This window comes from Ensifer sp. Root31 (assembly GCF_001424825.1).
GTDB classification, from domain to species: Bacteria; Pseudomonadota; Alphaproteobacteria; order Rhizobiales; family Rhizobiaceae; genus Ensifer; species Ensifer canadensis.
On record NZ_LMCO01000065.1, the window covers coordinates 115,456 to 129,491 of the forward strand.

The following is a 14,036-nucleotide window of genomic DNA, read 5'->3' on the forward strand; positions in this document are numbered from 1 at the left end:
TCTCGCCGCCCAACATCATGAATTCAGGCTGTCGTCACTTGGCCCGCCAGGCCTCGGAGAAGTCGTTCGCACCGAGCGGCGTCTGCACGTAGCCCTCGATCGACTTCGAGACGGCAACGGCAAAAGGGGTCTCGAACAGGAAGAGCAGCGGCGCGCCCTCTGCATAGACTTCCTGCATCTGCTTGTACTCGTCCTTGCGCTTGGCCGGATCGACCTCGATGTTGGACGCTTCGAACAGCGTGTTGAACTCCTGATTGTTCCAGCCCGTGCCCACGGCCTGGCGCTGCTTGTAGTAGCCGAGCCAGCCGGTCACCTGCGCCGGGTCGTTGACGTCGTTTGCCCAGCCATAGGTGTGGATGTCGAAGTCGCCGGAGCGGTTCTTCTCACCGCGGGTCGGATTGTCGACCTGTTCGACCTTGAGATTAACGCCGAGCGGCGACCACATCTGCTGCAGCGCGGTGAACAAGGTCGCGTCGTCGGCGCTGCCGGCAAGCGTCGTAAACTTCACCTCGAAGCCGCCGCCGAGACCGGCTTCGTCAAGCAGTTGCTTGGCCTTGTCTGGATTGTAGGGGTAGAGCGGCTCAGGCCCATAATGGAGCTGGGTGGCGGCCGACATCAACGACGTCATCGGTTTGCCGGTATCGAAAGTGACGAGCTTGATCAGCACGTTCTTGTCGGTGGCGTAGTTCAGCGCCTGCCGCACTTTTACATCAGCAAGCGGGTTCTTGGAGCCGTCCTTGCGTGTCTCGCGCGTATTGATCGGTGCGTAGACGATGCGGGTCGAGGGAAAGAGCTCCATCTTCAGAGCCGGATCAGCGCTGAGTTCGCCAACGCGAGCGAAAGGAATGAACTCCGCGGCATCAACTTCACCGGCCTGAAGCTTAAGGATGCGGGTGGCATCGTCTGGGATGATGACGAAATCGACCTGATCGAGATAGGGCAGCGGCTGCCCATCCGTGCCGGGCCGCCAGTAGTTGGGATTGCGTGCGAAGGTCATGCTTGAGCCCTGCACGCGGCTCTTCATCGTGAATGGGCCCGATGTGACCGGGCCGGCCTCGAAGAAGGCACGCGCCTTTTCCTGATCGTTGGCGCCGGCCGCCTTCTCGAAGGCCGCTTGCGGCATGATGCCGGTGTTGAAGGTTGCGAGGATAGAGACGATGGTCGGGTCCGGGTTCTTGAGCGCCAGCGTTACCTGATTGCCATCGGCGGAGACTTTGTCGACGGCGCCAAGCAGACCCGCCCAAGGGCCAAGCTCGGGATTGCGGGCCCGGTCAAGGGAAAACACCACGTCGGCGCCGGTCAGGGCCGACCCGTCGGAGAATTTCAGTCCGTCGCGCAGCTTGAGCTTGATCGAAAGCCCGTCGGCAGCAACGTCATAGCCCTCGGCCAACCCTGGAACGATCGAACCGTCCGGGCCGTTGCGCAGCAGCGTTTCGTATAGGCCGGTGACCATCCAGAGGTCCGGGTTGCGATCGGCATAAACAGGATCGATGACCGTGGAATCGTCATAACGCGCAAAGGTCATCGCACCGCCACGTTCGATGGCGAGCGCAGACGTGGCCGCGGCCAGCCCAAGGGCGGCACCCAGTAAGATCGGCAACAAACGTTTCATCTCTCACTCCTCCTGTTTGATCGACCGGCTAGCGCCGGCACGACGCCTCACACCAATTGGATATTGGATCCAATTTTTCCGAACGTTTTCCTTTGCGTCCGGATTGCAGCGAAGGCATTCTTGTTGTTCCCCTTTTTAAAGCGGTACTAAGCCGAGTTGATCAGCTTGCATAACCGACTTTAGCTGGACTAAAGTACAACAATAGACGCGAGTCAAGCGGAAAGAAAATCATGCCTCTCGATACCGATGAGGCGCCAGCGGCAGACGCCGGCGCCCCCCTCACCGACATGCCTGTGGCCGCAACGATCGGCCAGATGCTGCGCGCCCGCCGCAAGGAAATCGGCAAGACGATGAAGCAGGTCGCGCGTGAAGCCGGCCTCACGGAGGGCTTCATCAGCCAGATCGAAAGAGGTATTTCAACCCCCTCGCTGATCTCGCTCTACAATGTCGCCAATGCGCTCGGCACCAGCGTCGATACGTTCCTGTCGCAGCCGCCGCAGCACGCCCATTCCATTGTGTCTCACGCCGGCGAACGCCGCGGTTACAATGTCGAGACGAAGGAGCGTGTCTATGAACTGCTCGAGCGCGGCTTTCCCGGCGCCCAGCTCAACGGCTGCATCACCCACATGCCGGCCGGCTACGCTTCCGAGCTGACCAGCCACGACGGCGAGGATTTCCTCTATCTGATTGAAGGCGAAATGCTCTACGAGATCGACGGCAAGGAGTATGTCCTGAAAGCGGGCGACACCCTGCACTTCCCCTCGTCGCTACCGCACCGCGCCCGCAACATCGGCGCAGGGCCGGCCCGTGAACTCTGGGTCGGCACCACGCGCATCATTGCCGAACAATAGCGTCTGACGGCCTATTGCTTGCGTGGCCAGGTATCGGCCAGCCGGTAGCCTGATGGCCACGGATCGGCCGGGTCGAGCATCACCTGATGCGTACCGGTCACCCAGGCACGGCCGGAGATTTCCGGGACGACGGCCGGGCGCCCGCCAACGGTGGTTTCGTCGACGATACGGCAATCGAACGTCGAGTCGATAATCGAGTGGCCGACAAAACGCTGGCCGACCTTGATCTGGCCGCGCGCGTGAAGCACCGCCATCCGCGCGGAGCAGCCGGTGCCGGTCGGCGACCGGTCGAGCTTTGCCGGCTGGATCACCACTGTGTTGCGTCCGTGCAGGACGCCATCGCGCTCTTCCACCGGCAGCGTCAGCTGGCAGAACGAGATATGGGCCCATTCCGGATTTTCCGGATGTGCGAAGCCAAGCTGCTCATTGGCTGCGCGCGTGATCTTGATGCCGGTTTCGGCAAGCTCGCGCGCTTCATCCGGCGTCACGGAGAAGCCGAGTGTACGAGCATCGGTGATGACGAAGCTGTCGCCGCCATAGGCGGTGTCGACGGTGAGTGTGCCGAGCCCTTCCACCTCGATCTTGGCATCGAGTTTGCCGGCAAAGGACGGGACGTTGGTGACGGTGATGCGCTCGGCCTTGCCGTTGCGGCAGGTGGCAACGACATCGACGAGCCCGCCGGGCGCCTCCAGCACCATTCTCGTCTCCGGCTCCTGCATCGGCACGATGCCGCTGTCGAGCAGGACGGTCGAAACGCAGATCGAGTTGGACCCGGACATCGGCGGCGTGTCTTCAGGCTCCATAATGATAAAGCCCATAGTCGCGCGTGGATCCTTTGGCGGCACCAGCAGGTTGATGTGGCGGAAAACACCGCCACGCGGTTCGTTGAGCACAAAATTGCGCAAGGTCTGATCCTCGGCGATGAAGCGTCGCTGCTCCCACAGCGTCTTGCCCGGCGGTGGCGCAACGCCCCCGACGATGACATCGCCGACTTCACCCTCCGCGTGGCAGGAAACAATATGAATGACCTTGCTGCTGCGCATCTTCTCGCCTCCACGCGATGCATGCGGACCGCATCCACATGCCATGCCTTGATATCTGCCCGTCGACGATCAAGAGAACGGCTCTCTTTCGGCGACCAAACGGCCGCCGCAGCCAACGTGGAAACAGTCATAGAAAGATTGGATCCAATATACAATCTGAAATATACGATTTTTGGCGCAAAGCCGCGACCTCTGTTGCCCGACCAAGAGAATGGACCTATGACCAGAACCACGGCAGTTTCCGCACTGTCAGGGACACAAAGCCGCCGGGGTTTAGACGCGATGAAACTCGATGCCGTTGATGTCAGGCAAGCCGCTTCCGCAGCCGATATCGTCTACGAGGCATTACGCAAGGCGATCATCGAGGGTGCGCTTGCCGAGGGCGAGAACCTGCGGCAGGACCAGATCGCCCAGATGTTCAACACCAGCCGCATCCCCGTGCGCGAAGCGCTTTCGCGCCTTGAACAGCACGGGTTGATCACGACGCAACGCTACAAAGGCGCCGTCGTTGCCGGCCTTTCGATCGAAGAGATCGAGGAGATCTTCGAGTTCCGCGCTCTTCTTGAAGCAGAGGTGATCCGGCTTGCCGTGCCCAATATGGATCGAAGGACGCTCGAACTCGCCCGCAGGCATTGCGACGAGTTCGGCAAGGAATCCGATTCGGCGAAGTGGGGCGAAACCAACCGGAACTTCCACTACAGCCTCTATGAGGCCGCACGGCGGCCTTACTACCTGCAAATCGTGCGCGCCTCGCTCGACCGTATCGATCGTTATCTGCGCGCGCAGCTGACGCTGACGGATGGCATGAAGCGCGCAGCGCGCGAGCATGAGGCGATCCTCATTGCCTGCGCCAAAGGTGACGCCGATCTGGCATCGTCGCTCACCCGGGATCACATCCTCGACGCCGGCCGTTCGCTCGTCGTTTTCCTGAAGGAGCAGAGAAGATAAGCGCCCTGTCGCAGTAACGCCGCCTCACTAGGACATGTTGCTCGTTCTCGCGTAAATTGTCGTCCAACTCTTGAACGTCCGCGGTTGACAAGGCATCAGGAACCTTGAAAAAGTGAAGCTCTATCGAGACCGGCTGCGTTGGGAGGACTTATGTCTGTGCGCGCGTTTTTCGGCCTTTCCGCTCTTCTTGTTTCTGTTTTGGCCGCCGGATATCCGGCTTTTTCGGCTCAGACCGGCCGCCAGGTCGAGATCACCCAGGATGGTGACTATTTCGGCTTCGATCTGCGAACCGAACAGAATGTCTCGCTGGATCAGTGCGAGACCGCCTGCATCGCGGACCAATCCTGCCGCGCATTCACCTACAATCCCAAGGTGAAATGGTGCTTCCTGAAGTCCGACTTCAATCAGTTGAACGACTTCCCCGGCGCCATCGCGGGCAAGATCGTCCAGGCGCAGGCCGTGCAGCCGGACCTCGGCGCGCCGCCGCGACTCTCGTTTCTCTCCGACCAGATCCTTCAGGATGCACGCGACGCCAAGGCGAACCTTTCGCTTGCTGATGATCAGCAGGGCTTCGGCGTCAACAGCCTGATCGAAACGGCGCGGGCGCAGGCGGAATCGGGCATTATCGACGGTGCATTGAAGGCGTTCCAGGGCGCGCTTGCGATCACCCCTGATGACAGTGAGCTGTGGCTTGAAACGGCGCGCACGGCAAATCGCGTCACCGGCAATACCGATGTCGCGACGCAAGCCGCCCTTGCGGCGATCAACGGCTATCAGCTGACGCGGACCGCAGAAAGCCGCGCCCATGCGCTGGCCGTTCTCGCCAAGGCGCTGGAAAATGCCGAGAATTTCCGCGGCGCCCTCAATGCTTACAAGGCCAGCCTCGAACTGGTGCAATCAAAAACGGTCGAGACCGCCTACCTCGACCTGAAGGAACGCAAGCGCTTCCGCGTCATCGAAAACACCGTTGATGCCGATAGCGCCTCGCCGCGCGCCTGCGTGCAATTTTCGGAGCAGCTACTAAAGAGCGGCGCCGACTATGCCTCCTTCGTCACACTAGACGGCGCTGCCCCGAAAGCAGTGGAAGCCAAGGGCGACCAGATCTGCGTTGAGGGTCTGTCGCATGGCCAGCGTTACAAGCTGACGCTGCGCACGGGCCTGCCCTCGTCGGTCGATGAAGTGCTTGAGGCGCCGGTCACTCTTGAGGTCTACGTCAAGGATCGCGGCCAGGTCGTGCGCTTTACCGGCGACAGCTTCGTGCTGCCCTCGACCGCGCGCCGCGGCATTCCGCTGGTTTCCGTCAACACCGACAGCGCCAAGCTCAAGCTCTACCGCATCGGCGATCGCAGCCTGGCGCAGGTGCTGCAGAACTCGCAGTTCCTGACGCAGATCGACGGCTACAGCGCCCAGCGCATTCAAGACGAAAGCGGAGAACTGGTCTGGGAAGGTTCGATCGCCATCGACAGCGTCCTCAACAAGGAAGTGGTCACCAGCTTCCCGGTCGATGAAGCATTGCCGAAGCGCAAAGCCGGCGTCTACGTGCTGACCGCTGCCTCCGAAACCGGCCTCAGCCAGGATTGGGACGCCCGTGCCACCCAATGGTTCGTCGTCTCCGACATCGGCGTGTCGACCTATGCCGGCACCGACGGCCTGAACGTCTTTGCCCGGTCGCTCGCAACCGCCAAGCCGATCGAAGGCGTCGAGCTGCAGTTGGTCGCCAAGAACAACGAAATCCTCGGCACGGCGACGACGGATGGCGACGGCCGCGCCACCTTCACCGCTGGTCTCATCCGCGGCACCTCCGCCCTGACCCCGGCCGTGATCACAGCCAAGAGCGGCGAAGACGACTTCGTTTTCCTCGACATGACGAGGGCGGGATTCGACCTGTCGGATCGTGGGGTCACCGGCCGTGCGGCGCCCGGCGCCATCGACGTCCTCGCCTGGACGGAGCGCGGCATCTACCGTGTCGGCGAGACGGTGCACGCGTCTGCACTTGCGCGAGACGTTAATGGCGAGGCGATCGAGAATCTGCCGCTCACCTTCGTGTTCCTGCGCCCTGACGGCGTCGAATACCGCAGGATGATCAGCGACGGCGGCAAGCTCGGCGGCCACACGCTCGATCTCGATGTTCAGGAAAACGCCATGCGTGGCACCTGGACGATGCAGATCTTCACTGATCCCAAGGCCTCGCCGATCGGCGAGAAGCAGTTTCTGGTCGACGATTTCGTGCCGGACCGCACGGAGTTCGATCTGACGAGCGAAGCAAAGGAGATCGCTGTCGGCGAACCGGTGCAAGTCGTGGTCGATGGACGCTATCTCTATGGCGCACCGGCCGCCGGCCTCGAGCTTGAGGGCGAAGTGGTTCTGAAGCCGACGCGCGAAAGTGCTGCCTTCAAGGGATATTTCTTCGGCCTTGCCGACGAAGAGGCGAGCGAGGACACGCGTCTGCCGCTTGAGGACCTGACGGCTCTCGATGACGACGGCAAGTCGACCTTCGACGTGGCTTTGAGCGAAGTGCCGTCGACGACGCAACTGCTCAACGCCAATGTCACCGTGCGGATGCGCGAGGCCGGCGGTCGCGCCGTCGAACGATCCTTGACGCTGCCGGTAAAGCCGGAAGGCGCGATGATCGGCATCAAACCCGAGTTTTCGGGCGACCTTCAGGAAAACTCCGTCGGCAAGTTCCGCGTGATCGCCATCGACCCCGACGGTGCCAGGGCCGCCATGCCGGGTGCGCTCTGGAAGCTGATCAGCGTCGAGCGCAACTATCAATGGTACCGCGACGGAACCGCCTGGAAATACGAGCCAGTGGTCACCACCAAGCAGGTTGCGAACGGCACGCTCGACGTGACCGCCGATGGAGGCGAGATCGCCGTGCCCGTCGGCTGGGGCCGCTACCGTCTCGAAGTCGAGACGGCGGCCCTCGACGGACCGACATCGAGCGTCGAATTCGATGCCGGCTGGTATGTCGCATCGACATCGACCGAAACGCCCGATGGCCTCGAAATCGCGCTCGACAAGGAAAACTACGCCGTCGGCGAAACCGCCAAGCTCAAGGTTTCACCGCGTTTTGCCGGTGAACTGCTGGTGACCGTCGGCACGGAAGGCCTGATCACGACAAAGAGCACGACGATCGCTGCCGAAGGTGGCGAGGTCGATTTACCTGTCACCGCCGATTGGGGGGCCGGCGCCTATGTCACCGCGACCCTCTATCGGCCTGGCGACGCGCAGGAAAGCCGCATGCCGATGCGCGCGATTGGCATCAAGTGGCTCACCGTCGATCCCGCCGAGCGCAAGCTTGCCGTGGCCATCGAAGCGCCCGAAAAGACCGAACCGCGCAAGCCGCTCGATATCAGCCTGCAGGTGGCAGGGGCCGGCGCCAACGAAGAAGCATATGTCACGATTGCCGCGGTCGACGTCGGCATCCTGAACCTGACCCGCTATGAAGCTCCGGATCCTGCCGCCTGGTATTTCGGCCAGCGCCAGCTTGGTCTTGAAATGCGCGATCTCTACGGTCGCTTGATCGATGGCTCGCTTGGGGCGACCGGCAAATTGCGCACCGGCGGCGACGGCGGCCAGGTCGCGCTGCAGGGAAGCCCGCCCACCGAAAAGCTGGTGGCGTTCTTCGAAGGTCCGGTGAAGCTCGACGCCGATGGCAAGGCGACCGTCAGCTTCGATATTCCGCAGTTCAACGGGACGGTGCGGATCATGAGCGTCGCCTGGACGAAGTCCGGCGTCGGCCATGCTGTCCGCGACGTCGTCATCCGCGACCCGATCGTCGTGACGGCGAGCCTGCCGCGCTTCCTCGCCCCGGGAGACCGGGCCGAGCTGCGGCTCGACATCGCCAACACCGACGCTCCGGCCGGCGACTACCAGGTACAACTGACCACCAACGGACCGGTGACGGTGGAACAGGCAGGCCCCAGCGAAACGGTACGCCTCGAACAGGGCGGCAAATCCGTTCTGACGCTGCCGCTGGTCGGCCAACACACAGGCGACGGGCTCGTTACTGTCCAGCTCACCGGCGCCTCCGGACTTTCGCTCGAACAGGCGCTCAACATTCCGGTGCGCCCGGCCACACTGCCGGTCACGCAGCGACAGGTGGTCAACCTTGCGGCGGGCAGCAGCCTGACGATCGACGGCCAGTTGCTGGCAGACAGCGTGCTCCAGGGCGCATCGGTTTCGCTGAGCGTCACCCGGTCTGCGGCCTTCGACATTCCCGCCATCCTGATGGCGCTCGACCGCTACCCCTATGGCTGCACCGAGCAGACGACGAGCCGGGCGCTGCCGCTTCTCTATATGAGTGAATTGGCCAAGCAGTCCGGCCTTCCCGATGACGGCGAAGTGACCAAGCGGGTGCAGGAAGCGATCTACCGCGTGCTCTCCAACCAGTCGTCGTCCGGCAGCTTCGGCCTGTGGGGGCCGGGCTATGGGGACCTCTGGCTCGACGCCTATGTCACCGACTTCCTGACACGCGCGCGTGAACAGAAGTACGACGTGCCTGAGGCAGCGATGGTGCAGGCACTGGAAAACCTGCAGAACGGCCTCGGCTATGACACCAATGTCAAGGATCGCGGCAACGAGATCGCCTATGCGCTCTACGTGCTCGCACGCAACCGCAAGGCCGCCGTCAACGACATCCGCTATTACGCCAACACGCTGATCAATGATTTCCCGACGCCATTGGCCAAGGCTCAGGTCGCAGCGGCGCTGGCGCTTTACGGCGATGCCCAGCGGTCACAGGAGATCTTTGCGTCCTCGGCCAACATGTCGACCGGCCTCGTCAATGTCAGCCTGTCGCGTTCCGACTACGGTTCTTCGCTGCGCGACGACGCGGCCGTCCTGGCTCTGGCAGCCGAAAGCCGTCCGGTTCCGCCGATCATTCCGGAACTGTCGAAGATCGTGGCGCGGCAATGGGAGCAGAAAAAATATACCAGCACGCAGGAACAGGCCTGGATGCTGCTTGCCGCCCGTGCCGTTCAGGGCGGCGACGAGGACATGCTGCTTGACGTCAATGGCGCGTCGAAGACCGGCGGCTACGCCGCGCGGATGCCCGGCGATGCGCTTCTGTCTCATCCGGTGGTGATCAAGAACGAGGGGGCGGACGCCGTCTCCGCCGTGGTCACCACGGTTGCCGCCCCGGCTCAGCCACTGTCGGCCGGCGGTGACGGCTTTGCCATCGAGCGCACTTATTACACACTCGATGGTGCCGAAGCTAATGTCAGCCAGGCCAGGCAGAACGAGCGCTATGTCGTGGTGCTGAAGGTCACCGAAACCAACGATTGGCCGTCCCGCGTGCTTGTTTCGGACCTTTTGCCGGCCGGTTTCCAGATCGATAACCCGAGCCTGGTCGACAGCGCCCAGCTGACGAACTTCGAATGGCTCGGCGAGATTACCGCGACGCATACCGAGTTCCGCAACGATCGCTTCGTCGCCGCCTTCGACCGCGCTACCGGCGATAGCCGCGAGCTGACGCTCGCCTATGTCGTCCGCGCGGTGAACCCCGGTGTCTACGATCATCCTGCTGCAAGCGTCGAAGACATGTACCGGCCGCAGTTCTCGGCGCGCACCGCGACAGGGCGTATGGAGGTTCTGGCAGCCCAATAGGCCCGATAATGTCGATAAGGCAAAAATTGCTGATCGCGATCCCCGTCGGCCTGTTGCTGACGGGGCTGTCTGCCTTTGCGCTCGACAAGGCTGACCAGGCATTTCCGCCGCCACTGGGAGCGGCTGGCATCGTGTCTCGCGAGGTTCTCGACGTCGACGGCCAATTGCTCAGGGCCTTTGCAACACCTGACGGTCTCTGGCGGCTGAACACGACTGTCGGTGACGTCGACCCGCAGTTTCTGCGGATGCTGGTTGCCTATGAGGACCAGCGGTTTCGCGAGCACGCCGGCATCGACTTCCTGGCGCTCGGCCGCGCCGCGCTGCAGTTCGTCACCAACGGCCGCATCGTTTCCGGCGCCTCCACCCTTTCGATGCAGGTGGCGCGGCTGATCGAACCGCGCGAACAACGAAGCATTGCGGCCAAGCTGCTTCAGATTGCGCGCGCGATCCAGATCGAGCGCCGGCTGTCCAAGGACCAGATTCTTGACCTTTACCTCAGCCACGCACCTTATGGCGGCAATCTTGAGGGGGTGCGCGCCGCAAGCCTCGCCTGGTTCGGCAAGGAACCCAAGCGACTATCTGTAGGCGAAGCCGCGCTGCTGGTGGCGTTGCCTCAATTGCCGGAAAAGCGCCGGCCGGACCGCAACCACGCCGCAGCCGAAGCTGCCCGCAAGCGCGTCCTGACCCGGATGGCGGTTGCCGACGTGATCGGCGAAGGCGAAGCTGAACGGGCGGCGATGACGGCCATTCCGGACCGCCGCCTTCAGTTGCCAGCCTATGCCGCCCATCTGGCCGAGACGGCGCTACGCAAGCAACCGACGGCCGCGCAGCATCACACGACGCTGCGCCGCAATGTCCAGCGCGGCCTCGAAGCGGTTGCGCGCGAGGGAGCGGCCAAACTGGGACCGAGAGTGTCGGTCGCCATGATCATGGCCGACGCACGCACGGGCGAGATCATCGGCGAAGTCGGCTCGGCCGATTATTTCGACGCGAGCCGCTCGGGCTGGATCGATATGACGCGGATCACCCGCTCGCCCGGTTCGACGCTAAAACCCTTCATCTACGGTCTCGCCTTCGAGGAGGGCCTGGTCAGCCAGGAAACCATTATCGAGGATCGACCGGCCGATTTCTTCGGTTACCGCCCGCGCAATTTCGACATGAGCTACCAAGGCGACGTCAGCGTGCGCCAGGCGTTGCAACTGTCGCTCAACGTTCCGGCCATTCGCCTGCTCGACGTCGTCGGCCCTGCCCGGCTGATGGTCAGGTTCCGCCGCGCCGAGGTGAAGCCTGTGCTGCCCGCAGGCGAGGCACCCGGGCTGGCAATCGGCCTTGGCGGGGTCGGCCTGACGCTGCGCGATCTCGTGCAGCTCTATGCGGGTCTTGCCAATCGCGGCTTCCCGGTGCGGCTCGGCGATGGCATCACCGGCACGGCCGGTCTGATCGACGGCGAACCGCTGCTTTCGCCCGTTTCCGCCTGGCATGTCTCGGATGTGCTCTCGGCCGTCTTGCCGCCGGCGGGAAGCCGGCAGCGCGGCATCGCCTACAAGACCGGCACCAGCTATGGCTATCGCGACGCCTGGTCGGTCGGCTACGACGGCCGTTATGTGCTCGGGGTCTGGGTCGGGCGGCCGGACAATGGCGCCGTTCCGGGGCTGACCGGCTATGGCGCGGCCGCGCCCATTCTCTTTGAAGGCTTTGCCAAATCCGGATTGCCGATCACGCCGCTGCCGGATGCACCGCCGGGCGCTGTGCGCATCTCCCAAATCGAGCTGCCGATCAGCCAGCGCCGCTTCTCGATGACCGCAAGCGGCCTCGTCAACGCCTCGGCGCGCGAGCCGGCGCCACAGATCGTCTTTCCGCCCGAGGGCGCGCGTGTCGAACTTGGCATCGACCATGAGACCATGTCACCGCTTACTTTGAAGCTGCAGGGCGGCCGCGCGCCCTTCCGGTGGCTCGCAAATGGCAAGCCGTTGCCCGATCCGACCCGCCGGCGGACGACGCAATGGCAGCCCGATGGCGCCGGCTATTCCACCCTCACGGTCATCGACGCCGTGGGTCGGGCCGCCAGCGTGCGCGTCTTTATCGAATAGATGAGACCCTCAGTCGGCTGCAGTTTGCGCACGTCGCTCGACCCGGCGTGAACGGTCAGAATACCGCCGAGGCGCCCGACTGTCCGCGTATGGAGGGTTACGGTGCATCCCGCCAACGGGTCTCACCGCATCCACTCCTTCGGATCAATGGCAACCGGTAGTGGAATGACCAAATTTGCGACCAGCACCGCGTAAGATTGACGAAATAGTAGTTCTATCAGGAGAGGTTGCAGTCGCTCACGCTGTTTGCATCGCCTCCGCACGCGAACCTGTTTATGGTTGCGGACAATTGCTGATATCAATGAAGGATTGCTGAAATGTCGAAGGCCATGAACGTCATCGTTGCCGACGACCATGCCATCGTTCGCGAAGGCTTGAAGATGCTACTTTCGACGATGGCGGGCATATCCGTGGTTGCCGAGGCCGCCGACGGCGAAGCCGTGTTGGCGCTTGCGAGAAGTGAGCCGGCAGACCTTCTGACCCTCGATCTCGGCATGCCGGGCGTGGCAGGCATCCAGTTCATCGCCGACATCAGGGAACTGGCTCCGAGAATGAAGATCCTAGTGCTGACCGCCAATATCGAACCGCGAACGGTCCGCGCCGCCATAGATGCGGGCGCAAGCGGTTATCTCACGAAGAACGGCGACCCGGCCGAGCTTGCCTCTGCCGTTGACGCGCTTGGCGCCAACGAAATCTACCTCGCACAATCGATACGCTTTGCCGTCAGCCACCCGGAGCGACGGACCTTGCCGTCCGCGACCGACGAAGCGCTTTCGCCCATTCCCCTGACCCGGCGGGAGATGCAGATCCTTTCGCTCGCGGCTCAGGGCCTGACGGCTCGCGAGATTGCCGAACGGCTTGGCATCAGCCCGCTCACCGCGCGCAAGCACCGCGAAAACCTGATGCGCAAGCTCAGCCTGCATAGCGCTGCCGAACTCGCCGCCTACGCTGTGCGCATCGGCCTGCCCATTGGCTGAAATCCGCATGCCGCGCCGGCTCCAGCGGTGACATTCCCTTAACCACCACATCATTGGCCGCAGGTTCGAGGCTCCGAAATACGGCACCTGCCGTATGTCGCCGATCTACAACCAAGCGTAGTTCTCTGCCGACCCGATTCCGCACCGACGGGGTCGGGCCGAATGCCACGCTGCCGGAGGGGCAGCCGGCAAACCGGAGGAACTGCGATGCCCTCGATCGAGCACTGGATTTCGTTTGCGGTCGCTACGGCGATCTTTGCCTGCATGCCGGGGCCCGCCATTCTCTACATGACGGCGCAGACCTTGGCGCATGGCCGCAAAGCCGGTTTTTTGGCCGCATTCGGCATCCATATCGGCTGCTATGTGCATATTGCAGCCGCAACCCTCGGGCTTGCCGCCCTTCTCAGCCATGCACCGTTTGTCTATGCGGCAATCAAACTTGCCGGCGCCGTCTATCTGGTCTGGCTTGGCGGCACGATGCTGCTCGGCATCGGCAAGCATGATACGCATAAGACCGATGCCAAGCCCGGCGTGCTGCGCGACAGCATCCTCGTCGAAATCCTCAACCCTAAGACGGCGTTGTTCTTCGTGACGTTCCTGCCGCAATTCGTCGACCCGGCAGCGGCAATGCCGGTCTCCCTGCAGTTCCTGGTCTTCGGCATGCTGGTCAATCTGGCGTTGTCGGCCGCTGATGTCGCCGCTGTGATACTCGCATCCCTGACCCTTGGTCGCTTCACCGGCCAGAGCAGCCTGGTCCCGCGGGCATGCGGTTCGATCCTCATCGGCCTCGGCATGATGCTGGCAACGCAGTCCGTCTGACACGAGGGGTCTTGCGATCAAACCCTTTCCTATCCCGATTGTTTCGGCGATGATATCCGGGCCTTGAACGTCAGCGCAAAGCTCGAAGT

General features: G+C 62.8%; 8 protein-coding genes. 6 read left to right on the forward strand and 2 right to left on the reverse strand.

The window, feature by feature from the left end; genetic code table 11:
• Positions 1-34: 34 nt before the first annotated feature.
• Positions 35-1,612 (reverse strand): ABC transporter substrate-binding protein, encoded by a 1,578-nt coding sequence (locus tag ASD00_RS33545; RefSeq protein ID WP_025428614.1) that lies wholly within the window; start codon positions 1,610-1,612, stop codon positions 35-37.
• A gap of 230 nt (positions 1,613-1,842) precedes the next feature.
• On the opposite strand from ASD00_RS33545, the gene ASD00_RS33550 reads away from it, so the two are divergent.
• Entirely contained in the window at positions 1,843-2,463 is a 621-nt protein-coding gene (locus tag ASD00_RS33550) for a cupin domain-containing protein (RefSeq protein ID WP_025428613.1), read from the forward strand.
• 11 nt (positions 2,464-2,474) lie between these two features.
• Here the strand turns inward: ASD00_RS33550 and ASD00_RS33555 are convergent, their stop codons facing one another.
• A complete protein-coding gene (locus tag ASD00_RS33555) occupies positions 2,475-3,506 on the reverse strand; it encodes a proline racemase family protein (protein ID WP_057211237.1) in 1,032 nt (343 codons plus the stop codon).
• Between the two features lie 282 nt (positions 3,507-3,788).
• Between ASD00_RS33555 and ASD00_RS33560 the strand changes: the two genes are divergently transcribed.
• The 5 genes from ASD00_RS33560 (at position 3,789) to ASD00_RS33580 (ending at position 13,947) form a co-directional block, all read left to right on the forward strand.
• Positions 3,789-4,454, forward strand: a complete 666-nt coding sequence (locus ASD00_RS33560; protein ID WP_057211239.1) for a GntR family transcriptional regulator — start codon at positions 3,789-3,791, stop codon at positions 4,452-4,454.
• Positions 4,455-4,610: 156 nt separating this feature from the next.
• The gene (locus tag ASD00_RS33565; protein WP_057211381.1) at positions 4,611-10,061 is read left to right on the forward strand and encodes an alpha-2-macroglobulin family protein; all 5,451 of its coding nucleotides are present in this window, start codon (positions 4,611-4,613) and stop codon (positions 10,059-10,061) included.
• Positions 10,062-10,069: 8 nt separating this feature from the next.
• Complete coding sequence (gene pbpC / locus ASD00_RS33570) at positions 10,070-12,151, forward strand: penicillin-binding protein 1C (protein WP_057211241.1); 2,082 nt, start codon at positions 10,070-10,072, stop codon at positions 12,149-12,151.
• Between the two features lie 317 nt (positions 12,152-12,468).
• Entirely contained in the window at positions 12,469-13,128 is a 660-nt protein-coding gene (locus ASD00_RS33575; protein WP_057211243.1) for a response regulator transcription factor, read from the forward strand.
• A gap of 207 nt (positions 13,129-13,335) precedes the next feature.
• Complete coding sequence (locus ASD00_RS33580; protein WP_025428607.1) at positions 13,336-13,947, forward strand: LysE family translocator; 612 nt, start codon at positions 13,336-13,338, stop codon at positions 13,945-13,947.
• Positions 13,948-14,036: the final 89 nt, after the last annotated feature.